This window comes from Streptomyces sp. NPDC060366 (assembly GCF_042725135.1).
Taxonomy (GTDB): domain Bacteria; phylum Actinomycetota; class Actinomycetes; order Streptomycetales; family Streptomycetaceae; genus Streptomyces.
In genome coordinates, this window is record NZ_JBHXDC010000002.1 from 98,815 (window position 1) to 122,024 (window position 23,210).

Genomic DNA, 23,210 nt, shown 5'->3' on the forward strand with positions numbered 1-23,210 from the left:
CCTCGCCAGGAGCCCGGCCGGACGGTCAGACCGCCCACGGCCAGTGGGCCTCCCGACCCGCCTCCAGCAGCGGAACCATACGGAACGCGGCGTCGGAGAGACCACCGAAAGTGTGGCGGTACGGCGTCCCCGACGGACCGTGCCCGGCCCGGTATCCCGCCAGATTCCAGGTGTAGACGGGAACGCGCTCCGGGACCTGCTCGGTCGGGTCGCCGTAGTGGCTGAACGTCGCCTGCTCGTCCGTGACGATCAGCACCCGGTCATGGCCGCGGTAGTGCGCCCGCACCGCCCGCGAGGTGTCCGTACCACCCAGATCGCCGAAGCGCTCCAGGACCTTCAGCACGGACTCGCCCCGGCGGAACTTCACCTTGCCGCTGCTCGAACCGAACTCGACCAGGTCCGCGCCGGCGGCGCGCATCGCCACCGCCGTCCCGAAGATCGCCGCGGCGTCCGCCCGGTTGAGCTGGGAGCGGTCCGACAGCGGCGACCACATCGAGCCGGAGCGGTCGACCAGGATCAGCGTCCGACCCGGCAGCGCGGGCACATTGGCCAGCGAGTGGCCGAGCGCCCGCTCCAGCGGGTAGGACCAGCGCAGCGACGGCGCGTGCCGGTACGCCGCGAGGTAGCGGAAGGGGAACTGCCGCGACCGGGCGACGACCGCCGGGTCCGACAGCTCGGCGGCGACCCGGGCGGCGACCTCGTCGCTCACCCCTGCCTCGTCGAAGTTCCGCAGGTTGCGCAGCAGCGCCATCGGCCCCATGGACGGGATGACGGCCTCCCACGCCGCCGTGTCCATCGGACCCTGGAGCCAGCCCGCCAGCATCTCCCACGTCATACCCGCCTCGGCCAGACGCTCGGCGGCGCCGGGAGCCGTGAGTGCCCCGCGCCGCTCGGCGACGGGCAGCGCCATCAGCGCCCGGTGCGCGGTGAGGGTGCGGTTCGACGCGGGCGGAACGGCGGTGTCCGGGTGGTGCCGGCGATCCAGGGCGTATCGGAACAGCTCGCCCTGCCACACCTTCGCCGGGTCGGGCGACGCGTGCACGATATTGAGGATGTCCCCGAATCGATAACCCTTCGACGCGGTGTCGTACTTGAGCAGTGATTTACCGCTGTAGAGCCGCTTCACGGCGTCGGCCGCGCCACGCTTGACGGGCTTGGGAATTCCGCGTCCGTAACGGGACGTCCAGTAACCGAGCAATTCACCGGGCTCGTCGGCGCGCAGCAGTACGGAATCGACGACCTGACGGTTCGGGGGGCCCGTGCTGACGCCCGCTTCGAGACGCGCCTTCACATATTCGGCGGCGCCGACGAGGGCGGCGGTCCGCATGTTCCCGTCACGGCGCAGCCAGCCCAGGAGACCGGCCGTCCACTGCGGGTCCTCGACGGCCAGCTCGCGCACGAGGGTCAGGAAGCGGTCGTCGCGACCGTCCCCGGACTCGTAAAAAGTCTGCTGGGAAACGAAGTTGCCGACGGCGAGCAGAAACAGCTCGGACTTGGCGTCACGGAGATGTCCGGTGCCGCCCTCGTGCGTCCGGGTGGTACGGCCGGTCGACCGCACGGGCGACGCGCCGCGAACCACGGAAAGACGCGAGTTGAAACGTGCCATGGGAATTCCCCCGAATTCGATGAAAAGTCCAGAGATCAAGGCCGGCGGAACCGACAAGGTGCTCTGCCAACTGAGCTACATCGGCTCGAAAGCCGATGACAGGACTCGAACCTGCGACATCCCCATTAGAAGTGGAAGTAGGTCCCGCCTTCGCACCTGGACGAATATGACTTTAGGAGAGCGGCCGACGGGCCGCCACGGGTTTTAACGGCGGCGCGAAAAGCGGTGCGCGAGACGGGGCGACCACGGGGAAGGCCTCCGTACGCGCACGGTCCCCGGCCGGTATCGGGCGGCCGCCGCAACCTTGGGATGCTCTCTGTGCGTCGCAGTGATCGGCCGCGCACGGGCGGTGGGTTCGGAGGGGGGAGCCGCGGTGGAACAGCTCGGTGGGTACCGGTTGGTCGCTCTGCTCGGTGAGGGCGGCATGGGCCGGGTCCATCTCGGCAGGGCGGCCTCCGGGCGGCTGGTGGCCGTGAAGACGGTGCACGAGCATCTGGCGGCCGATCCGCAGTTCCGGGAGCGGTTCCGGCGCGAGGCCGCCGCGGCCCGTTCGGTGGCGGGCCCCTTCACGGCCGCCGTGCTCGACGCCGATCCGGCGGCCGTACGCCCGTGGCTGGCCACCGAGTTCTGTACGGGACCCACCCTGACCGGGGCGGTCTCGGCGCTCGGACCGCTCGCCTCCGGCGAACTCGCCGCGCTCGGGGCGGCCCTCGCCGAGGCGATCGCCGCCGTGCACGGCGCCGGGCTCGTGCACCGCGACCTCAAGCCGTCGAACATCGTCGTGACGCGCGACGGCCCGATGGTCATCGACTTCGGGATCGCGCGGACCTCCGCCGAGGAGAGCCTGACCGACAGCGGTGAGATCGTCGGCTCCCCCGGCTTCATCGCGCCCGAGCTGCTGACCGGGGCGGGCGAACCGGGACCGGCCGTCGACGTGTTCGCGCTCGGGTCACTGCTCGCGTACGCGGCGACCGGCCGTCCGCCGTTCGGCACCGGGGCGGTGCACCAGGTGCTGTACCGGACCATGCACGGCTCGGCGGATCTCGACGGCCTGGAGGAGATACCGGGAGCGCGGGAGGGCGCCACGGGGTGGCGGGACCTGCTCGGGAGCTGTCTGAGCCAGGAGCCGGGCGACCGGCCCACCGTGGCCGAGGTGCTGACCGCGTGCGCGGCGTGGACCGAGGGCGATCCGTGGTGGGAGCGCGAGGCGGTGGCCGGTCTGATCCGGCGCCGCGAGGACGAAGTGGCCGCGCTGGTCGCGAACGCGCCGGAGACGACGGCGGCCGGGCCGGCGGACCCGTCGGACCCGAGGAACCCGCCGGTTGAATCGGCCGACGAGCCGGGCGGCGAATCGCGAACACCGGGCACCACCGTGGTCAGCCATTCCCCCGGTACGACGGTCGCACCCGGCGCGGGCGCCGACACCGTCGTGAGCCGGGGCGCGTCACGAAGACGCTTCCTGCGCTGGGGCGGCGCCGCCCTCGCCGGCGGCTCCGCGATCGGCGGCGTCGCCTGGCTCACCTCGCTCACCGGCCGCGACGACGGGGACGACGGGGACGACGGGGACGACGGGGACGACGGGCCAAAGTCAGCACCCTCGTACACGCTCGGCCGCGCCCTGTGGACCCGCGACATCGGCGAGGCGACACCGGTCCGGCACGGCGACGCCCTCTATCTGACGGGCGCGGACGGACTGATCCGCCTCGACGCCCGGACCGGAACCGTCGGCTGGACCTATCCGGTCGAGGACATCACCGACATCGTGCCGGGGCGCGAACTCGTCCAGGTCCTGCGGGTGACCGACCTCCTCTCGTCGGAGATCGTCGCCCTGGACGCGGCGACCGGCGTCGAGAAATGGGGCACGGGCGACCTTCGGCACAATCCCCGGCGCCCCCTGGAACTGCGCCGGCCGGACGCGGCGGCGGACGGGGATTCCGCCGCGTTCTCCGTCTCCGCCGACCTCGTCTGTCTGGTGACCTACACGTCGTACGCCACGCAGTGGGCCCGCCGCACCGGGGGGAACCGTCCCTGGCGCGCCTACGGCTTCGACCCGCGCACGGGAGACCCCCTCTGGTTCCACCAGGGCGGGGAGGCGGAGGTGGTGGGCCTCCACCAGGCGGGCGGCCGGATCGCCGTGGCATCGGCGCGCGACTCGTTCGCCGACGGGACCGAGGAGGGCGAACCGCTCGCCGTCCTGCGCGTCGCCGACGGCACGCCGGAGCGCGAGATACCGGGCGGATCGCGGTACGTGGAGGCACACCCCGGCTCCCGAGGTGTCCGCTGCTACGCGACGGGCGGCCGGCTCCGCTCCGTCGACCTCGCGACCCGCCGCACCCGGTGGAGCCGCGCCCTGTCCGAGGAGGAGACGGACGCCGGGATCACCCCCACGGCCGTCGCCGGGCTCGTGCACACCGCCACGTACGACCAGTTGAAGGCACTCGACGCGGAGACCGGCCGCACCCGCTGGAGTCTCAAGGACATCGGCTCGCCGACGGACCGCGGTTCGCCGGTGGTGTCCGGCGGGCTCGTCTACGGCCTGGGGCGGGCGCCGGAAGGCGAGGAGACCACCGACGGCCGCCCCACATGGGGTGTGCACGCGCGGAACGCGGCGACAGGGGCACTCGTGTGGGCGGCCGAGACCGGCGACGCGCAGTCCGTCGCCGTCGGAACCGGCGGCGAGGGCGCCACCGGTTCCGGCCTCGTTCATGTGTCCGCCGACGGCACCCTGTCCACCTACGCCGCCCCGGAGCCGATATGACCGACCCCCTGCTGCCCGGAGACCCCGCGACCCTCGGCTCCGTACGGCTGCTCGGCCGGCTCGGCGCCGGTGGCATGGGCCGGGTGTATCTGGGCCGTACGACCGGGGGTCGGCTCGTCGCGGTGAAGACCGTCCACGCGCACCTCGCGGACGAACCGCAGTTCCGCGAGCGGTTCCGGCGCGAGGCCGCCGCCGCCCGCGCCGTGACGGGGGCGCACACGGCCGCGGTGCTAGACGCCGATCCCGCGTCGCCCGTGCCGTGGCTGGCCACCGCCTATCTGCCGGGGGTCACACTTCGGCGCGCGGTCGCCGCCGCCGGGCCGCTGGAGGTGCCTGTCGTACGGTCGCTGGGCGCCGCGCTCGCCGAGGCGCTGACGAGCATTCACGGCGCGGGACTCGTCCACCGCGACCTCAAGCCGTCCAACGTCCTGATCACGGCGGAGGGCCCGCGCGTCATCGACTTCGGGATCGCGCGTGCGCTCGGCGACCACGGGATGACGCGGGCGGGGGACATCATCGGGACGCCCGGCTTCATCGCGCCCGAACAGATCACGGACAGCGGACCGGTGACCGCGGCGGCCGACGTGTTCGCGCTGGGCGCGGTCCTCGCATTCGCCGCCACCGGCCGTAACCCCTTCGGGGACGGAACGGTGGCGATCCTGCTCTACCGGGCCGTGCACGAGGAGCCCGACCTGGACGGCGTGCCCGCGGAGATACGGGGACTGGTCGCCGACTGTCTGGACAAGGAACCGGCCGGGCGGCCTTCGGTCGGGGCCGTGCTGGAGCGGACGGCAGACCCCCGGGCGGCGCTGTGGTGGCGCGAGGAGCCGCTGCGGAGCCTGATCAGGGGCGACGAGGAGGACCGGCCGCGCGAGCACACGGCGGTGGTTCCCACGAAGGAGGTGACGGCGGCGACGGCCCCGGCGCCGCCTCCCGACAGGCCGCGGGTCGAACCGTCCCGTACCGCGCCGCCCCGCCCCGCCCCCGACCCGGGCCGCGTCGAGCGTGCGGAGCGCGCCGGGCGCCGCCGTGAACTGGCCCGCCGGGGGGCGCTGGTGGCCGGTGGCGCCACCCTGGCCGGGCTGTTCGGCGTCTCCGTCGTACGCGGCTGGGGAAGTCCGGGGCCGGGCGGCACCGTGGACAGTTCGGACGGCGCCCAGTTGGACCTCGAGAAGGGGTCGGCGAAGGCGGGTGCGCTCCGCTGGAGTCTCACCTCGGAGCCCGGTGGCATCGACGCCCTGCTGCTCTCCGGCGGCACCGTCCTGCTGCACGGACCGCTCACGAGCGGCGTCGACGGCTACGTCCGCGCCTGCGCGGCCTCCGACGGAGCCCGGCGCTGGGAGCTGACGGCCACGGAGAGCGCGCCCGGTGTGTGGGGCGTGGCGGAGGGGACCCTGGTGGCGCCCGACGTCGGACTGCCCCTCGTCGATCTCGCCTCGGGCAAGGCACGCGCGACGCCCGAGCCCGTCCAGCCGGTGGCGCCCCGCTGGATCACGGTCGTCGGCGGGACATTGATCACGGCGTACCAGGACGACACGGACACGAAGGAGCTCCGGGCCGTCGATCTGCGCACCGGGGCGAGCCGTTGGGAACAGGAGCGCGCCGGAACGCAGCCGCCGACGGTGCTCGGCGACACGATGATGCTGGCCGCGACCCTCGGGTGGCGGGTGCTCGGTGTCGACGCGGCGTCGGCCAGGACGCTGTGGTCGTACGAGGGGCTGAAGGACGGCGGGGACCAGTTGCTCGCCGCCGGGGCACTGCCGGACGCGGGGAACTTCGCGCTGCTCACCACTGTGGGCAAGCTGCACCTGGTCGGCGCACGGAGCGGGGAGCGCGTCGCCGTCGGAGCGGACACCTACGCGGTGACTCCGGGCGCCACGGCCGTCGGCGTCGCGGGCGGTACGGGCCTGCTGGCCACGGCGGGCTCGCTGCACGGCTTCGATCCGGACAGCGCGAAGCGGCTCTGGCCGTCGCTTCCCACTCTCGGCGTCGAGACGAGCTGGCCCCGGCGGACGGGCGGGGTGCGCGGTCCGGTCACGGCGGGCGCTCTGGTGCTGCACTGGTCGAAGGCGGACACCCTCCAGGCCGTCGATCCCCGGACGGGCGAGCCCCGTTGGACGCGGCGGCTGACGGGGATCGCGAAGGTGCCGCCGGTCGTCGTGGGCGGCACGGTCTACGCGGCCTGCGGCGAGGTCTGCACCGCGCTGCGGCTCACCGACGGCGCGGTGCGGCGCACCTGGTCGCTGCCTGGCATCATCGACGGGCTCGCGGCCGACGCGTCGGGCTGGTACGGCCGGATCGGCACGTCGGCGGTACGGGCGTACAACGGCGTGGACGGCTGACGGCCCGCGCTCCGGCGTCCGCGCCCACTCCTCCGCCAACTCCCGCTCCCCCGCCCCTCGTCCGAAAGGCCCGCCTCATGAACCTCCCGCAGACCGGCCGCCGAGTGCTGGTCACCGGTGCCTCCCGAGGTCTCGGCCGCGCCGTCTCCCGCGCCTTCGCCGCCAACGGCGACCGTGTCGCCGTCCACTACGGCACCCGCGAGGACGACGCGCGCCACACGCTGGACTCGCTCGACGGCACCGGCCACGTACTGCTGGGCGGCGATCTGTCGGACCCCGAGGGCGCGGCACGGATCGCCGACGCGGCGCGGGAGGCGCTGGGCGGTATCGACGTACTCGTGAACAACGCGGCGGTGAACGAGCGTCATCCGCTCGCCACCACCTCGTACGAGGACTGGGCGGCGACGTGGCAGCGCCATCTGTCGGTGAATGTGCTCGGCACGGCGCTGCTCAGCCATCGCGCGGCACGGTCCATGATCGACCGCGGCGTGGGCGGCCGGATCGTCAACATCGGTTCGCGCGGCGCTTTCCGCGGTGAGCCCGACCATCCCGCGTACGGCGCCACGAAGGCGGCCGTGCACGCGCTGGGTCAGTCGCTGGCGGTGTCGCTCGCGCCGTACGGCATCGGTGTCGCCTCCGTCGCGCCGGGCTTCTTCGACACGGAACGGGTGGCCGACCGGCTGGCCGGGGCGGAGGGAGAGGCGATCCGGGCGCAGAGCCCGTTCGGCCGGGTGGCGAGCGCGGAGGAGATCGCGACGGCCGTCCTGTGGCTGGCCTCGCCCGGGGCGCAGTGGTCGTCGGGCGCGGTATTGGACCTCAACGGGGCTTCGCACCTGCGGAGTTGAGGAACGCGCCCGCTGGCGGGGCGCCGCCGGCGCCCCGCCCCTATCAACCCCCGTTGCGCGACCGCGCCTTGAACGCCGCCTTGCGGGCGTCCTTCGCCGCCTTGCGGTCCCGGTGCAGCCGGCCCATCGCCTCCAGGACGTCCGCCGTCGCCGGGTGGTCCACCCGCCACGCCGCGTCGAAGAAGCCGCTGTGCTGGCCGACCAGCCCCTCCACCAGCTCCTGGAGCTCCAGGGGCTCGCCCTCAGAGTCGAGTTGGGCCGCGATCGTGTCGATCGCCAGCCAGAAGATCATCGACTCGGGCGGCGGCGGCACGTCGGCGGCCCCCAGTTCCGCGAGCCATACGCGGGCGAGCCCGCCCAGCTCCGCGTCGTCCAGGACCTCGCGCACGGCGGGCTCGGCCTCGACACCGACGAGCGCGAGGGACTGCTGGCAGTGCAGCCGGCGCAGCGGGGCTCCGGGGTCGGTGCCCTTGGCGGCGGCGAGGAGTTCGCGTGCGGCTTCGGCGGGTTCGCGGCGGGCCAGCCACTGCTCGGTCTCCGCGCGCGCGGCCGGCTCGGGGAAGTGCGCGACGCCGTCGAGCAGCGCGTCGGCGCCCTTGTCGGCGAGGTCGCCGACGGCGGGCGCGTCGACGCCCGCGTCCCGCATCCGGGACCTGATCCCGTGCAGACCGAGCGGGGTCAGCGTGACCACGCCGTACCGGGACACGTCCTCGTCGTCGCCGGACGGCACGGCGTCGGCCTCGGCGTCGTCGACCATCAGGGCCTCGTCCACGGGCACGTACGTGACGAGCCCGACCGGCTCCAGCAGGGCGAACTGGTCGTCCAGCCGCATCATCGCGTCCGAGACCTGCTCCAGCACATCGTCGGTGGGCTCGCCCATGTCGTCGGGCACGATCATCGACGCGGCGAGGACCGGCAGCGGTACGGGGACGGGGTCCGTCCCGCCTTCGCCGACGGTGAGCAGATAGAGGTTCCCGAGGACGCCCTCCAGGAACTCGGCCTCCGCCTCCGGGTCCCAGTCCAGGGCGTCGAGGTCGATCTCCCCGTCGTCGCCGATGGCGCCGGCCAGATCCTCCAGGACGGGCGCCGTCGCGTCGGCGAAGACGACGTCCAGGGCGTCCAGCCAGAGAGAGAGGACGTCCTGCGGGCTGCCGGACGCGATGAGTTGGAGCGCGGCCCCGGCGCTCACGGTGCCGTCCCCGTCACCACCGGCGTCCACGCCGCCCGCCCCGTCCGCGGACTCCGCTCCGTCGGAGGGGTCCTCGACCTCGACCAGCCCGGTGTCGACGGCCACCCGCCACGCCTCGCTCGCCTCGGCCTCGGCCTCCGCCCGGGCCTGCGCCGCCAGTGCCTCGTCGCTCTCCGTCGGTTCGGGGCTCTCGGTCCCGAGGAGTCCCAGCACCTCTGCCGCCGCGGGCAGTTGCTCCTCGACGAGCTCACCACCCGCGCCGACGCGCGTCTTGGGCCCGGCCCAGCGGGCGAGACGCACGGCCCTGGCGAGCAGCGGTACGGCGAGCGCGTCCCGCGCCAGCTCCGCGTCCGAGGGCAGCCGCACCGGCGGCAGGGTGGGGCGGTCTCCGGACATCTGGTGATTCTCCTTGCGCCTTACGGGTCCAGGGCGCCCAAGCGTAGACGTATTTCACCCCATCCCACCCGGTTCACTTGGCCGACAACGGGTGTACACCCCGACACCCTTGACAACACATGTGCCCACGCAAGAGATTGACGCGCGTAGAACTACACGTGGAACCACGTGTGGAACCACGTGTGGAACCACGTTCCACTCCGTCACCCTTTCTCACTTCCGGAGTCCCGTAATGCCTTCATCCGTACCGAGAACGGCCGCCGTTTCGGCCCTCGTCGCCACCGCGCTGGCAGCCGGTCTGCTCGCCGGATCGTCCTCGGCGTCCGCCGCCGAGATCAGGATCCACGGCATCCAGGGCAGTGGCCGGATATCGCCGCTCGTGGGCACCCCCGTGGCCGACGTGCCCGGCATCGTCACCGGCGTACGGACGTACGGCTCCCGGGGCTTCTGGTTCCAGGACCCGAGCCCCGACAAGGACGCCGCGACGAGCGAGGGCATCTTCGTCTTCACCAACGCCGTGCCGACGGTCGCCGTGGGCGACTCGATCAAGGTGTCCGGCACGGTCACCGAGTACATCCCCGGCGGCGCCACCTCCGGGAACCAGTCGCTCACCCAGATCTCGTCGCCGAAGATCACGGTCGTCTCCTCCGGCAACAAGCTGCCCGCGCCGGTGACGATCTCGGCGAAGTCCGTACCGGCCGCGTACGCCCCGAAGGGCACCGCCGCGACGGGCAACAGCATCAACGGCCTCCAGCTCAAGCCCCGAAGCTACGCGCTGGACTACTACGAGTCGCTGGAGGGCATGAACGTCCGCGTCGGCACCTCGCGCGTGGTCGGCGCCACCGACCCGTACTCGGAGCTGTGGGTGACGGTCAAGCCGAGCGAGAACGCCAACCGCCGCGGCGGCACGGTCTACGGCGGCTACGACGAGCAGAACACCGGCAGGATCCAGATCCAGCAGCTGGCCCCGGTCGCCGAGAAGCCGTTCCCGAAGGCCGACGTCGGCGACGTGCTGTCCGGCAGCACCGAAGGCCCGCTGGACTTCAACCAGTTCGGCGGCTACACGCTGACCGCCCGCACGCTCGGCGAGGTCACCGGCGACGGCGCGAAGCCCGAGACGACCCGTGCGCAGCGCCGCGACGAGCTGGCCGTGGCGACGTACAACGTCGAGAACCTCGACCCGTCCGACCCGCAGGAGAAGTTCGACGCGCTCGCCGGCGCCGTCGTGAACAACCTGTCGTCGCCGGACATCCTGGCGCTGGAGGAGATCCAGGACGACAACGGCGCGACGGACGACGGCACCGTCTCCGCCGACGCGACGATCGCCAAGTTCACGGCGGCGATCGTGGCGGCCGGCGGCCCGGCGTACGAGGCGCGCACCGTCGACCCGGAGAACAAGACGGACGGCGGCGAGCCCGGCGGCAACATCCGTCAGGTCTTCCTCTTCAACCCCGAGCGGGTCTCCTTCACCGACCGCGCGGGCGGCGACGCGACGACCGCGACCGAGGCCGTACGGCAGAACGGCAAGGCCGGCCTGAGCCTGTCCCCCGGTCGGATCGACCCGGCGAACGCCGCCTGGACGGACAGCCGCAAGCCGCTGGCCGGCGAGTTCACCTTCCGCGGGAAGCCCGTCGTCGTGATCGCCAACCACTTCGGCTCCAAGGGCGGCGACGAGAGCCTGGTCTCGCACCACCAGCCGCCGAACCGGATCTCCGAGGCGCAGCGGCACCTCCAGGCGAAGGCCGTCAACACCTTCGTGAAGGACCTCCTCAAGATCCAGCGGAGCGCCGACGTCCTGGTGGTCGGTGACATCAACGACTTCGAGTTCTCCGCCACGACGAAGGCGCTCACCGCCGACGGCGCGCTGTATCCGGCGATCAAGTCCCTGCCGGCGCCCGAGCGTTACTCGTACGTCTACCAGGGCAACAGCCAGGTGCTCGACCAGATCCTGACGAGCCCGGCGGTCGACGACTTCGACTACGACAGCGTCCACATCAACGCCGAGTTCGCGGACCAGAACAGCGACCACGACCCGCAGGTGCTGCGCTTCCGCCCGTGACCGGGCCCGCGTCTGCCTGAACGGCGGTGGCCCGGCCGTACCCCACATACGGCCGGACCACCGCGCCCTTCCCCACCACCGCGCTCCCCGCCCGGCCACCGCGCCTTCCCCCGGCCACCGCGCCCGGCGCCGTCGTCGGAGCCGACCGCCCCCTCAGCCCGCGCCGAGGCTGATCGCGGGCGTGTACCTGTTCACCGTGCTGCCCGCGAGGCCCGGGAAGGTCCGCACCTTCTCCCACTGCTCCGAGCCCGAACCGACGCCGTCCCCGGGGGCGTTGAGCGCCAGGATGTGGCCCTCCGCGTTCTCCCACTCCGCGTAGTTGAGCACCCGCGTCCCGTCCGTGCTCGCGTGGAAGTGCGCGGCGATCCCGGCCGACTGCTCGTAACGGTCGCCGTCGAGGGCCGCGAAGACGGTGTCCGTCCACTCCCGCTGCCGCGCGGGATCGGGTCCGTCGAACTCGACGTCCACGATCACGACGCAGCCGGGCACGCGGGTGTCGCCCTCGGCCGGCTCCCCGCTTCGGTACAGCTCGTACGAACCGAGCCCGAGCCGCTCGATCCCCGGCACGGCCGCGTCGATCTCCGCGTTGCGCTCGTCGCGGCCCGTGCGGACGAAGTCCTGGTAGGCCGCCTCGTCGCGCCACTGCGAGTAGTGCAGCAGCGTCCTGCCGTCCTCGCCCACCATGACGCTGTACGACAGGAGGCCACCGTCCGGCCAGTCCCGGCGTCCCCATGCCTCACCGATCGCCTCCACCGCCGCGCGCTGCCGTTCGGGCGTTCCGACGCGCCAGGTGCTGACCTTGACGACGCCGACACCTGGACGGGTGATCTCGGGGACGGTGCTGACCCGCACGGACATGGTGATCCTCCTCGTCGCCGCACCACCGTGGTGCGGCTTCGCTCACCATGCTCAAATATGAAGTGCGGTTGAAGTCAACGCGACTTCGCCCAGCGCGCCACCCAGTCGGCGAACCCGGGCTCCTCCTCGGCGGGCGCCGCGCCCACATCGCTGACGACCCATATCCGGCCGCGCTGCGCGCCGGTGACGACCAGATGCCAGTACAGCCCGCAGCCGTCGGTGCCCAGCACGATGGTGCCGTCGTTGCCGACCTCGTCGATCAGCGGCTCCAGCTCCTCGTACGGCCGGGAGTCGTCCTCCCACACCCATGCCTCGGTGAGCGGGAACGGATTCGCGGGCACACGCTGCCCGACGTCGGAGCCCCAGTCCGCGGGCAGGCGCGTCAGCGGTATCAGCCCGTCGACGTCCGCGGGCCCCTCACCGCTGCCGTCGCATATCTCGGCGACCAGGGTGCGGTACGGCTCAGGCAGCACGACGCCCTGCTCCAGCTCGAAGGCATGGACGGCGTCCCAGCCCAGCGGCGGTCTGCGCAGCTCGGGCGGGAAGGCGGCGCGCAGCGCGTCGAGGTCGCCGGGATCAGCGCGTTCGGTGTCCATACGGTCCATTCGATCACCGACCACTGACAGGATCGGCCGCCCAGGAGGTCACGTCCAGGGTGCCGTCCGTGCCGAGGTCGATCGGGAGCGGCAGGGATACGGGCTCCTCGCCGGGGGCGGGCGTGACGAGGATGTGGGCGCCCGGGGTGGGCGCTCCGTCCAGGGAGGTGACGCGGTTGTTCCAGTGCAGTACCGCGCTCGCGGTGGCGTTGGGCGTGAGCGTCAGCTGCCGGGGCCGGTCGTCGCGTCTGCCGGTGTAGGTGTAGTCGCTCTTGTGGGTGACCTCGACGTCGATCGGCTCGCGGACCCCGTCGAGGAGTTCGAGGCCCGGATACCCCTTGACCCGGTAGGGCTCGTCGCCGCAGTTCCAGAGCCGGACGGTGACCACGCGGTGGCCCATCGCCGCGTCCTCGCCGCCGATCACGACGTCCAGGCCCGACGGCGGGCACCCCGGAGGCTTCACCTCGGTGGGCGAGGGCGACGGCAGGGACAGCGGCGAGGGCGGGGCGGCGGACGGCGGCGGGGGCTGCGACGGCGCGGTCGGGGCGGCGCCCGCGCCGGTCTCCGCCTCGATCTCGCTCCTGACGTCCGAACAGCCCGCCACCGTCAGCAGCAGGACGGACACCCCGGCCAGCAGCGCGGCCGGGCGGTGTCGCCTCGTCATCGGATCCCCGTCCCCCGTGGTGTGCGCGGAGGCGTACGCGTACGCGCGCCCCCGCGCGTCGTCAGTTGTGGCTGTGCAGGACGTCGTTGAGACCGCCCCAGACCGCGTTGTTCGGGCGTGCCTCGACCTTGCCGGTGACCGAGTTGCGGCGGAAGAGGATGTTCGAGGCGCCGGACAGACCGCGGGCCTTGACGATCTCCCCGTCGGGCAGCGTCACGCGCGTACCGGCCGTGATGTAGAGACCCGCCTCGACCACGCACTCGTCACCGAGCGGGATGCCGACGCCCGCCTCGGCACCGATGAGGCAGCGCTCGCCGATGACGATGCGCTCGGTGCCGCCGCCGGAGAGGGTGCCCATGGTGGAGGCCCCGCCGCCGATGTCCGAGCCGTCGCCGACGACGACGCCGGCCGAGATCCGGCCCTCGACCATGGAGGTGCCGAGCGTGCCGGCGTTGAAGTTGACGAAGCCCTCGTGCATCACGGTGGTGCCCTCGGCGAGGTGCGCGCCGAGGCGGACGCGGTCGGCGTCGGCGATCCGGACGCCCTTGGGCGCGACGTAGTCCGTCATGCGCGGGAACTTGTCGACCGAGGTGACCTGGAGGTGCAGGCCCTCCGCGCGGGCGTTGAGGCGCACCGTCTCCAGCGCGTCGACGGCGACCGGACCGAGCGAGGTCCAGGCGACGTTGGCCAGCAGGCCGAAGAGACCGTCGAGGCTCTGACCGTGCGGCTTCACCAGGCGGTGGCTGAGCAGGTGCAGACGCAGGTAGGCGTCGTGCGCGTCCAGCGGCTTGTCGTCGAGCGAGGCGATGACCGTGACGACGGCGACGACCTCGACCCCCCGGCGCGCGTCGGGTCCGACGGCCTTCCGCGCGGCGTCGCCGAGCAGTTCGGCCGCGCGGTCGGCGGTCAGCCGCTCGGTACCGGCGGGGCCCGGCTCGTCGCTGAGGGCGGGGGCGGGGTACCAGGTGTCGAGGACGGTGCCGTCCTCGGTGAGGGTGGCGAGCCCGGCGGCGACGGCGCCGGTGGTACGAGTAGCAGTCGTGTCGGTCATGAGCGAAACCTAACCGGCGCCCGTACGCGGAGGCCAACCGGTCTCGGCGTTCGGGCACCGGCCCGTGGGTCAGGAGCGCTCGCGGTCCTTGTCGACGAGGGCCGCCTCCAGCACCAGGTCCTCCATGACGACGTCCCCCTTCTTCCACTTGGTCTTCGCCGGGACCTCGACGGCCTTCCCGCCGGACTCCGGAAGGAACATCGCCGTCGGACCGTCCTGGCTCGCTTCCCACCGTTGCCCGACCGTCAGCCCCGTCGCCGGATCCAGCAGATACATCCGGATGTCCGAGCCGGCTCCTGCGCCGTCCCGCCGGCTGATGGCGACCGTCTCCCGGCCCGCGGTGTCGGTGACCCGGCTCGCCTTGATGCCGGGGATCTCCGCCATCGCGCGGTAGACCTTCGCCAGGCCTTGGGGATGGGCGATCGGCTGCTCCGTGGCCATCAGCCCCAGCGCGCGGAACGCGTGCTCCTCCGGCGTCTCCGGGTGGTCGGAGCCGGTCGGATAGAACTTCAGGACCTTGTCGAGCACCTTCCCGCGGTCGTCGGGCAGATCGGCGAGGCGGGCGAAGATCTCTCGGGCCGAGTAGTCGTCGTCGGTCTTCCCCTTCTCCGCGGCCGGGTTGCCGAAGGGGATCCACTCCTCCACCTCGTGCGGTCCCGGTCCGGTCAGCGTCACGCCGCCATCGGGGCCGGCCGGCCGGCCTGCCTTGCCGCCGTCGTCGCCGACCACGACGCCGGAGTTCTCGTCGAACGTGACGTTGTAAATGCTCTCCCGGCTGTAGATCCACTGCTTGGCGCCCGGCCGCGGCACCGGGTCGTCCTCGACCATCGCGGCGGCGTCCAGCAGCACCGACTTCGCGCTGCCGACCCCGCTCACCCCGCTCAGCAGCGACGCGGGCGCCTCGTCCCGGTCTCCCCCGCCGACCAGCAGCGTCACCGACACCGCGGCCACCGTGATCGCGGCCACGGCGCCGACCGCCGCCGTACGCCAGTCGGAGCGCAGTGTGCGGACCCGGCCGCCGGACGCCGCCGCGTCGAGGAGCCGCTGTCTGCCCGGCGCGAGCCTGGCCCGGTCGGGCAGCGGCGCGCCGGCGCGCAGTTCCCGCACGAATGTCGTCTCATCCATGGATCGTCGCCTCCGCAACGTCTGTCACTCGGGTGGGGTCGTCGTCGCCCAGCGCCGTACGTACCTTGCGCCGGGCCCTGTTGAGCCGGGAGCGGACCGTGCCGACCGGTATGGACAGCGCGTCGGCCACCTCCTGGTACGTGAAGTCCGCCCAGGCGACCAGCAGCAGGACATGCCGGTCGCCGCCGGACAGACCCGCGACGGCCCCGGCGAGCGCGGCGTGCGAGGCCTCGGCGGTGACCCGGCTGTCGGCGCGTTCGACCCAGGACTCGGCGACCGGGTCGCGGCCGGTACGGGCGAGGGCGCGCAGCCCCCGTACTTCCTTGCGGCGCTGCTTGCCGATCAGGTTGGCCGCGATGCCGTACAGCCAGGGCCGCGCGCTCTGCCGTGTGGTGTCGAACCGGGAGCGGATGCGGAACGCCGTCAGGAAGGCGTCGGCGGTGATGTCGTCGGCCGCGCCGTCGCCGAGCCGGCGGGCGGCGTAGCGGTGGATGTCGGCGGCGTACCGGTCGTAGAGGAGCGCGAAGACCTCCGGGCGCTCCAGGGACTGTCTGATGACGGCTGCGTCGTCATCCTCACGATCGTCCGGTGGTCCTCCGGTCACGGGCCCTCCGTATGCGGCGTGTTCAGGTCTGCTTTCGCCACCTGTTTCCCGATGTGCCGCTACGGGTTCACGCGGGGCGCCGCCGGGCCGCGGGGGCGGCGGCGGGCCCGCGCCGGTTCAGCCGAGCCGGTTGTTGTCCGTGTCGCCCGCCGCGCGGTTGGTGTCGTCCTCGGCGCGCGGGAGGAGCCGGTGTCCCTCGGAGTGGTGGTTGACCCAGCCGCAGACTCCGCAGCTGTAGCGGCCGTCGAGCCCGGCGATGAGCGTGCCGCACTGCCTGCACTCCGCGTAGGTGATCTCGGGACCTATGACTGCCGCGGGCCCTGACGTGTGCTCCGGTACGGAGTCCGGATCGGGCACCGGGGCGGACTCCGGCGCGGGCGTGGCGGGCGGATTGGTCATGCGGTCAATCTACCGGGACCCGCGCACCGGCCGCCGACGGCGACGGGGCGGACGACGGCGCCGACGACCGGGCGAGGATCCTGCCGAGCATCTCCCGTGTGTAGTCGGCGTCGTACTGGCCGCCGGTGAGCAGCACTTGGAGGCAGATGCCGTCGAGCAGCGCGACCAGCGCGCAGGCGGTCACCGCGTCGACGCGGTCGGCGAGGATCCTCATGACCCCGTCGCACCACTCGGCGGCCACGGGGCGCAGCGCGGGGCGGCGGAGGGCGGCGAGGTACAGCTCGTACTCCAGCTCGACGCCGGTGCGGTCCGCCGCGAGCCATCGGCCGGTGATACGGGCCAGCTCGTCCGCGATGTCGCAGTCGGGGCGGGCGAGGGCGCCGCTCTCCCTGACGGCGGCGGCGAAGCCCTCGTTGGCCTGCCGCAGCGCGGCGACCAACAGCTCGTCCAGGGAGGCGAAGTGGTACGTCGTGGAGCCGAGCGGCACATCGGCCTCGGCGGCGACGGTGCGGTGACTCAGCCCGGCGATCCCGCTCCGCCCGACGACCCGGATCGCCGCGTCGATGATGCGCTGGCGCCGCTCGGGGTCGTACCGCCGGGCCATCAGTGGGCCCCGCCGACGTTGAGGAGCACGACACCGGCGATGACGAGTGCGATGCCGGCGAGCTTCGCCGGGGTGGCCGCCTCGCTCAGGAACACCATGCCGATGGCGGCGACGGCGGCGGTGCCGACACCGGCCCAGATCGCGTACGCGGTGCCGACGGAGAGGGTCTTCAACGTCTGGGCGAGCAGCGTGAAGGCCAGAACATAACCGGCCACGGCCGCCAGTGACGGCCAGAGCCGGGTGAAGCCCTCGCTGTATTTCATGGCCGTCGTGCCGGCCACCTCCGCCACGATCGCGACGGCGAGCATTCCGTATCCCAGTCCCATGTGTACGAGTGTACGTATGGTTGCGTACGACCGTACACAGAATGGCTGGAGTCCTGGTGGAGCGCCTGGAACGGCTACCGTGTCCCGGCCGGAGTCGGCGACACACATCGGAGCTGAGCAGTGACGCAGGACCAGGGGTGGGGCGGCGGCGCGCGGGACGGCGGGCCGCCGGGCGGATACGGGCCGTACGGAGGCGGTGGACCGCTTCCGTACGGAGGTCAGCCCCCGTACGGAGGTCAGCCGCCGCCCGGCTGGGGGCCGCCTCCGTACGGAAGCGGTCCACCGCCCGGCTGGGGCGGCTGGTCGCGCCCCCGGGGGCCGAAGCCCGGCGTGATACCGCTGAGCCCGCTCGATCTCGGCGAGATACTCGGCGGCGCGTTCTCCACGCTGGGCCGCTACTGGCGGCAACTGCTCGGTATCGCCCTGGCCGTGTTCGGCGTCGCGTTCCTGCTGGCCGGCGGGGCGCTTGCCATGGCGTACGCCGTCGTCGGCGAGCATCTGTCCGCCGTCGTCGACACGGGCCGCTCCACTCCCGCGCGGGCGGACGTACAGCCGCTGATCATCGCATTCGTCGTTCTCTGGGTCGTGGTGACGGCGGTGCTGCTGCTGGCCACCGCGGTGATGCAGGCCTGCTGCCCGGCGATCGTCCAGGAGGCGGTGCTCGGCAGGCCGGTCAGGGTCGGCGCGACCCTGCTGCGGGCGCTGTCCCGGGTGCCTGCCGTCCTCGGAACGGTCCTCCTCAGCGGGCTGATCATGATGATCCCGGTGCTGCTGTTCATCACCGGCATCGTCTCCACGATGGTCACGGTCGTCGCCACGGGCGGCTGGGACCCGGCCGGCCTGCTGATTCCCCTGGCCTTCGCCGGCGCTCTGGTGCTCGGGCCCCTGGCGGTCTGGCTGTGGGTGCTGTTCAGTCTCGCCCCGGCGGTCGTCGTGATCGAGTCGCGGGGCCCGCTCGCTGCGCTGCGCCGCTCGGTCGAGCTGGTCCGGGGCTCCTGGTGGCGGATCTGCGGCATCTCGCTGCTGGCCTTCGTGATCGCCTCGGTCGCGGGCATGGCGCTCCAGCAGCTGTTCAACGTGACGAGGCTCTTCCCCGGCGCGTTCGACACGGGGGAGTTCGGTTACGAGCCGACCTTCGGCCAGATCTTCGTCGCCGTGAGCGGCTATCTGGTCCTGGCGCTGGTCGGGCAGCTGGTCGGCCAGATCTTCTCCACGACCTTCCCTCAGCTGGTGCTGGGTCTCCTCTACATCGATCAGCGCATCCGTAAGGAGGATCTGGCCCCGGCACTGATCGCGGCGTCGGCCTCACCGGCCGCTTCCCCGGGCGGCCCCTGAACCCCGTGCACGCGTCGGGCCCCACGATCACCAGGATCGTGGGGCCCGCTCGCTTCGCCCGGTAAAGGCCGGCGCCTCAGACGTTGAAGCCCAGCGCGCGCAGCTGCTCGCGGCCGTCGTCCGTGATCTTGTCGGGACCCCACGGGGGCATCCAGACCCAGTTGATCTTCAGCTCGTTGACGATGCCCTCCGTCGCCGACTTCGCCTGGTCCTCGATCACGTCGGTCAGCGGACAGGCCGCCGACGTCAGTGTCATGTCGAGGGTGGCAACATTCGACTCGTCGATGTGGACGCCGTAGATCAGGCCCAGATTGACGACGTCGATCCCCAGCTCGGGGTCGACGACGTCGTACAGCGCCTCGCGGACCTCCTCCTCGGAGGCCGGCTTCATCATCACGGTCTCGTTCTCGCTCATGCCGTCTCCTTCTGCGCGGTGTCGCCCAGTGCCTGGGCCGTCGCGTCCTTCCACGCCATCCAGCTCAGCAGCGCGCATTTCACACGGGCGGGGTACTTGGAGACGCCGGCGAACGCCACGGCGTCCTCCAGCACCTCCTCCATCGCGTCGTCGGGTTCGAGCTTGCCCTTGGACTGCATCAGCTCCAGGAACGTGCTCTGGATCTTCTGCGCGTCCGCCAGCTCCTTGCCGACGAGCAGGTCGTTCAGCACGGACGCGCTGGCCTGGCTGATGGAGCAGCCCTGGCCCTCGTACGACACGTCGGCGATGCGCGAGCCGTCGTACTTCACGCGCAGCGTGATCTCGTCACCGCACGTCGGATTGACGTGGTGCACCTCGGCGTCGCCGTCCCGCAGACCGCGCCCGTGGGGGTGCTTGTAGTGATCCAGGATGACTTCCTGGTACATGGAATCCAGCTTCACCGGTCAATCCCTCATCCGAAGAAATTACGGACGTGCTCCAGCCCGTCGACCAGAGCGTCGACCTCCGACTGCGTGGAGTACAGATAGAACGACGCTCGCGTGGTCGCCGGAATTCCGTACCGCAGGCAGACGGGCCGCGCGCAGTGGTGACCGACCCGGACGGCGATGCCCTGCTCGTCCAGTACCTGACCCACGTCGTGCGGGTGGATGTCTCCGAGTGTGAAGGAGATCGTGGCGCCGCGCTCCTCGGCCGTGGACGGGCCGATGATCCGCAGGTCGGGAACCTCCAGCAGCCGCCGCACCGCGTACTCCGTGATGGCGTGCTCGTGCGCGGCGATCTTGTCCATGCCGATCGCGCTGAGATAGTCCACGGCCGCGCCGAGGCCGACGGCCTGGGCGATCGGGGGCGTACCCGCCTCGAACTTGTGCGGCGCGGGGGCGTACGTGGAGGAGTGCATCGACACGGTCTCGATCATCTCGCCGCCGCCGAGGAACGGCGGAAGGTCCTCCAGCAGCTCCTGGCGGCCCCACAGGACGCCGATGCCGGTCGGGCCGCACATCTTGTGGCCGGTGAAGGCCACGAAGTCGGCCTGGAGCGCCTGCACGTCGACCGCGACGTGCGGGGCCGCCTGCGAGGCGTCGATCAGCACCAGCGCGCCGACCTCCTGCGCGCGGCGGACGATCGCCTCGACCGGGTTGACGGTGCCCAGGATGTTCGAGATCAGCACGAAGGAGACGATCTTCGTCTTCTCGGTGATGACCTCGTTGATGTTCGACAGGTCGAGCCGGCCGTCGTCGGTGAGACCGAACCACTTCAGCTTCGCTCCGGTGCGCTGCGAGAGCAGCTGCCACGGCACGATGTTGGAGTGGTGCTCCATCTCCGTGATGACGATCTCGGTCTCGTGGTCCACCCGGTAGGGCTCGTCGGCCCAGCCCAGCATGTTCGCCACGAGGTTGAGTGACTCCGAGGCGTTCTTGGTGAATATCACCTCGTCGCGGCTCGGCGCGTTGATGAAGGCGGCGACCTTGTCGCGTGCCCCTTCGTAGAGCGCCGTGGCCTCCTCGGCGAGCACGTGGACGCCGCGGTGCACGTTGGCGTTGTGCTGCTCGTAGTACTCGTTGAGGGCGTCGAGTACCTGGCGCGGTTTCTGGGACGTCGCCGCGTTGTCCAGGTAGACGATCTTCTTCCCGTCGTGGACCAGCCGGTCCAGCAGGGGGAAGTCCTTGCGGACCGCCTCGTCGAGCAGTCGGTCCGGCCCGGTGAGGAGGCCTGACGGCTGTGTCACGCGGATACGCCACCCTTCACGTACGCCTCGTAGCCCTCGTTCTCCAGCTTGTCCGCGAGCTCGGCGCCGCCGGACTCGGCGATACGGCCCTGCGCGAAGACATGCACGAAGTCGGGCTTGATGTAGCGGAGGATCCGCGTGTAGTGCGTGATCAGCAGCGTGCCGACCTCTCCGCTCTCCCGGACGCGGTTGACGCCCTCGGAGACCACCCGCAGCGCGTCGACGTCCAGACCGGAGTCCGTCTCGTCGAGGATCGCGACCTTGGGCTTGAGCAGTTCGAGCTGAAGGATCTCGTGGCGCTTCTTCTCGCCGCCGGAGAAGCCCTCGTTGACGTTGCGCTCCGCGAACGCGGGGTCCATCTGGAGCTGCTCCATCGCGCTCTTGACCTCCTTCACCCACGTACGCAGCTTGGGTGCCTCGCCGCGCATGGCGGTGGCGGAGGTGCGCAGGAAGTTGGAGACCGAGACACCGGGGACCTCGACGGGGTACTGCATCGCGAGGAAGAGCCCGGCGCGGGCGCGCTCGTCGACGGTCATGTCCAGGACGTCCTCGCCGTCCAGCGTCACGGTGCCACCGGTGATCGTGTACTTGGGGTGGCCCGCGATGGAGTACGCGAGGGTCGACTTGCCGGAGCCGTTGGGGCCCATGATGGCGTGCGTCTCGCCCTGCTTGACGGTCAGGTCGACGCCCTTGAGGATCTCGCGGGCACCGCCCTCCGCCTCGACAGTGACGTGCAGGTCGTTGATTTCAAGGGTTGCCATGGACTCAGGACTCCTGGGTGACGGAGACGAGCACATCGTCCCCTTGGATCTGTACGGGGTATACGGGGACGGGGCGCGTCGCGGGCAGGGCGTTCGGCTTGCCGGTACGCAGGTCGAAACTGGAGCCGTGCAGCCAGCACTCGATCGAGCAGTCCTCGACCTCGCCCTCGGAGAGGGACACGTTGGCGTGCGAGCAGATGTCGTTGATCGCGAACACCTCGCCCTCGGTACGGACGACGGAGACCGGAACGCCGTCGAGTTCCACCCGCTTGGGGGTGCCGTCCTCCAGCTCGGTCAGTCCACAGACTCGGACGAAGGTCATCAGACCGATGCCTCCAGCTCCGCCTCGATCTTGGCGATCAGGCGCTCCTCGACGTCCGGCAGTCCGATCTGCTGGACCAGCTCGGCGAAGAAGCCGCGGATGACGAGGCGGCGGGCCTCGACCTGCGGGATACCGCGCGACATCAGGTAGAAGAGCTGCTCGTCGTCGAACCGGCCGGTGGCCGAGGCGTGACCGGCGCCGGCGATCTCGCCGGTCTCGATCTCCAGGTTCGGCACGGAGTCGACCCGGGCGCCGTCCGTGAGGACCAGGTTCCGGTTCATCTCGTAGGTGTCGGTGCCCTCGGCGACGGCGCGGATGATCACGTCACCGATCCAGACGGCGTGCGCGTCGTCGCCCTGGAGCGCGCCCTTGTAGACGGCGTTGGACTTGCAGTGCGGGGCGTTGTGGTCGACCAGGAGACGGTGCTCCTGGTGCTGGCCCTTGTCGGTGAAGTACAGGCCGAACAGCTCGGCCTCGCCGCCGGGCGCCGCGTACCGCACACGCGGGTGGAGCCGTACGACGTCGCCGCCGAAGGTCACCACGATCGACTTGAACGAGGCGTCCCGGCCGACCAGCGCGTTGTGCTGGGACACATGGACGGCCTTGTCGTCCCAGTCCTGCACGGACACGACGGTCAGCTTGGCGCCGTCACCGACGAGGAAGTCGACGTTGGCGGCGACCACCGCGTCACCGGTGTGGTCGATGACCACGACCGCCTCGGCGAAGGCGCCCAGTTCGATCACCTGGTGCACGAACGCGGTACCGCCCTGGCCGTGCACGGTGATCCGGATCGGCTCGGTGAGCACCGTCTCCTTGGGAACGGAGACGACCGACGCCTTCTCGAACGAGGTGAACGCCTGCGCGACGACCCGGTCCACCGGCGTACCGGCCTTGCCCACGCGCGGGTCGTCGCGGCCGACGGTCTCCTGGACGACGCCCGCGGGTGCGGACACCTCCGTACGGATACGGCCGTCGGCGACCGCCGTACCGTCCTGGAGACCGCGCAGCCGCTCCAGCGGCGTGAACCGCCACTCCTCCTCGCGACCGTGCGGAACGGGGAAGTCCGCGACGTCGTAGGACGGCGGCGCGCTCATGCGCGTGGCGACGGTCGACTCGGCGGCCACCGCGATCGAACCGGCGGTGGTGGAACCCACCGGAATGTTCTGAGCCTCAGCCATGGCTGTCGTCGTGCTCTCTCTCTGCCTCTT

General features: G+C 71.8%; 22 protein-coding genes. 5 read left to right on the plus strand and 17 right to left on the minus strand.

Annotation, left to right across the window (positions count from 1 at the left end; translation table 11 throughout):
* Window positions 1–25 precede the first annotated feature (25 nt).
* Window positions 26–1,606, minus strand: a complete 1,581-nt coding sequence (locus tag ACFWHU_RS05260) for a TROVE domain-containing protein (RefSeq protein ID WP_387224043.1) — start codon at window positions 1,604–1,606, stop codon at window positions 26–28.
* Between the two features lie 373 nt (window positions 1,607–1,979).
* Here ACFWHU_RS05260 and ACFWHU_RS05265 point away from each other — a divergent pair, with 373 nt between their 5' ends.
* The 3 genes from ACFWHU_RS05265 (at window position 1,980) to ACFWHU_RS05275 (ending at window position 7,551) form a co-directional block, all read left to right on the plus strand.
* Window positions 1,980–4,364 (plus strand): protein kinase, encoded by a 2,385-nt coding sequence (locus tag ACFWHU_RS05265; protein ID WP_387224044.1) that lies wholly within the window; start codon window positions 1,980–1,982, stop codon window positions 4,362–4,364.
* Window positions 4,361–6,706 (plus strand): protein kinase, encoded by a 2,346-nt coding sequence (locus ACFWHU_RS05270; RefSeq protein WP_387224045.1) that lies wholly within the window; start codon window positions 4,361–4,363, stop codon window positions 6,704–6,706. Before ACFWHU_RS05265 ends, ACFWHU_RS05270 begins: the two co-directional genes overlap by 4 nt.
* 77 nt (window positions 6,707–6,783) lie before the next feature.
* Window positions 6,784–7,551: an SDR family NAD(P)-dependent oxidoreductase gene (locus ACFWHU_RS05275; protein WP_385794699.1), complete on the plus strand. Its 768-nt coding sequence runs from the start codon at window positions 6,784–6,786 to the stop codon at window positions 7,549–7,551.
* A 43-nt stretch (window positions 7,552–7,594) separates the two neighbouring features.
* Here the strand turns inward: ACFWHU_RS05275 and ACFWHU_RS05280 are convergent, their stop codons facing one another.
* A complete protein-coding gene (locus tag ACFWHU_RS05280) occupies window positions 7,595–9,136 on the minus strand; it encodes a hypothetical protein (RefSeq protein WP_385794700.1) in 1,542 nt (513 codons plus the stop codon).
* A gap of 232 nt (window positions 9,137–9,368) precedes the next feature.
* Here ACFWHU_RS05280 and ACFWHU_RS05285 point away from each other — a divergent pair, with 232 nt between their 5' ends.
* On the plus strand, window positions 9,369–11,195 hold the full coding sequence (locus ACFWHU_RS05285) for an endonuclease/exonuclease/phosphatase family protein (RefSeq protein ID WP_387224046.1): 1,827 nt from the start codon (window positions 9,369–9,371) through the stop codon (window positions 11,193–11,195).
* A 153-nt stretch (window positions 11,196–11,348) separates the two neighbouring features.
* Here ACFWHU_RS05285 and ACFWHU_RS05290 read toward each other — a convergent pair whose 3' ends face one another.
* The 9 genes from ACFWHU_RS05290 to ACFWHU_RS05330 all read right to left on the minus strand — a co-directional run bounded on the left by ACFWHU_RS05290 (window position 11,349) and on the right by ACFWHU_RS05330 (window position 17,422).
* On the minus strand, window positions 11,349–12,053 hold the full coding sequence (locus tag ACFWHU_RS05290; protein ID WP_385794704.1) for an antibiotic biosynthesis monooxygenase: 705 nt from the start codon (window positions 12,051–12,053) through the stop codon (window positions 11,349–11,351).
* A gap of 74 nt (window positions 12,054–12,127) precedes the next feature.
* Window positions 12,128–12,649: an SMI1/KNR4 family protein gene (locus ACFWHU_RS05295; RefSeq protein ID WP_387224047.1), complete on the minus strand. Its 522-nt coding sequence runs from the start codon at window positions 12,647–12,649 to the stop codon at window positions 12,128–12,130.
* Window positions 12,650–12,662: 13 nt separating this feature from the next.
* A complete protein-coding gene (locus tag ACFWHU_RS05300; protein WP_387224048.1) occupies window positions 12,663–13,313 on the minus strand; it encodes a DUF4232 domain-containing protein in 651 nt (216 codons plus the stop codon).
* 61 nt (window positions 13,314–13,374) lie between these two features.
* Window positions 13,375–14,364: a 2,3,4,5-tetrahydropyridine-2,6-dicarboxylate N-succinyltransferase gene (gene dapD, locus ACFWHU_RS05305; protein ID WP_387224049.1), complete on the minus strand. Its 990-nt coding sequence runs from the start codon at window positions 14,362–14,364 to the stop codon at window positions 13,375–13,377.
* Window positions 14,365–14,433: 69 nt separating this feature from the next.
* Window positions 14,434–15,489: a CU044_5270 family protein gene (locus tag ACFWHU_RS05310; protein ID WP_387224050.1), complete on the minus strand. Its 1,056-nt coding sequence runs from the start codon at window positions 15,487–15,489 to the stop codon at window positions 14,434–14,436.
* Window positions 15,482–16,093 carry an RNA polymerase sigma factor gene (locus tag ACFWHU_RS05315; RefSeq protein ID WP_387224051.1) on the minus strand — a complete coding sequence of 204 codons (612 nt, stop codon included), beginning with the start codon at window positions 16,091–16,093 and terminating at the stop codon, window positions 15,482–15,484. Before ACFWHU_RS05315 ends, ACFWHU_RS05310 begins: the two co-directional genes overlap by 8 nt.
* 117 nt (window positions 16,094–16,210) lie before the next feature.
* Window positions 16,211–16,492, minus strand: a complete 282-nt coding sequence (locus ACFWHU_RS05320; RefSeq protein ID WP_385794720.1) for a hypothetical protein — start codon at window positions 16,490–16,492, stop codon at window positions 16,211–16,213.
* A gap of 4 nt (window positions 16,493–16,496) precedes the next feature.
* Window positions 16,497–17,096 carry a TetR/AcrR family transcriptional regulator gene (locus tag ACFWHU_RS05325; protein WP_385794722.1) on the minus strand — a complete coding sequence of 200 codons (600 nt, stop codon included), beginning with the start codon at window positions 17,094–17,096 and terminating at the stop codon, window positions 16,497–16,499.
* Entirely contained in the window at window positions 17,096–17,422 is a 327-nt protein-coding gene (locus ACFWHU_RS05330) for a DMT family transporter (RefSeq protein WP_385794724.1), read from the minus strand. The genes ACFWHU_RS05325 and ACFWHU_RS05330 overlap by 1 nt, the downstream gene beginning before the upstream one ends.
* Before the next feature lie 120 nt (window positions 17,423–17,542).
* Between ACFWHU_RS05330 and ACFWHU_RS05335 the strand changes: the two genes are divergently transcribed.
* Window positions 17,543–18,757, plus strand: coding sequence for a hypothetical protein (locus ACFWHU_RS05335; RefSeq protein ID WP_387224052.1), 1,215 nt, complete (start codon window positions 17,543–17,545; stop codon window positions 18,755–18,757).
* A 76-nt stretch (window positions 18,758–18,833) separates the two neighbouring features.
* Here the strand turns inward: ACFWHU_RS05335 and ACFWHU_RS05340 are convergent, their stop codons facing one another.
* From ACFWHU_RS05340 to sufD, 6 genes are read right to left on the minus strand one after another with little or no spacing between them, the layout of a single operon-like run.
* The gene (locus tag ACFWHU_RS05340) at window positions 18,834–19,172 is read right to left on the minus strand and encodes a metal-sulfur cluster assembly factor (protein ID WP_023542537.1); all 339 of its coding nucleotides are present in this window, start codon (window positions 19,170–19,172) and stop codon (window positions 18,834–18,836) included.
* Window positions 19,169–19,633, minus strand: coding sequence for a Fe-S cluster assembly sulfur transfer protein SufU (gene sufU, locus ACFWHU_RS05345; RefSeq protein WP_355184041.1), 465 nt, complete (start codon window positions 19,631–19,633; stop codon window positions 19,169–19,171). Before sufU ends, ACFWHU_RS05340 begins: the two co-directional genes overlap by 4 nt.
* 11 nt (window positions 19,634–19,644) lie before the next feature.
* Window positions 19,645–20,919, minus strand: coding sequence for a cysteine desulfurase (locus tag ACFWHU_RS05350; RefSeq protein WP_385794729.1), 1,275 nt, complete (start codon window positions 20,917–20,919; stop codon window positions 19,645–19,647).
* Complete coding sequence (gene sufC / locus ACFWHU_RS05355) at window positions 20,916–21,680, minus strand: Fe-S cluster assembly ATPase SufC (protein ID WP_147872159.1); 765 nt, start codon at window positions 21,678–21,680, stop codon at window positions 20,916–20,918. Before sufC ends, ACFWHU_RS05350 begins: the two co-directional genes overlap by 4 nt.
* Window positions 21,681–21,684: 4 nt before the next feature.
* Window positions 21,685–22,002 carry a bifunctional 3-phenylpropionate/cinnamic acid dioxygenase ferredoxin subunit gene (locus ACFWHU_RS05360; RefSeq protein ID WP_385794731.1) on the minus strand — a complete coding sequence of 106 codons (318 nt, stop codon included), beginning with the start codon at window positions 22,000–22,002 and terminating at the stop codon, window positions 21,685–21,687.
* Window positions 22,002–23,180 carry a Fe-S cluster assembly protein SufD gene (gene sufD, locus ACFWHU_RS05365; RefSeq protein WP_385794733.1) on the minus strand — a complete coding sequence of 393 codons (1,179 nt, stop codon included), beginning with the start codon at window positions 23,178–23,180 and terminating at the stop codon, window positions 22,002–22,004. Before sufD ends, ACFWHU_RS05360 begins: the two co-directional genes overlap by 1 nt.
* Window positions 23,181–23,210 lie beyond the last annotated feature (30 nt).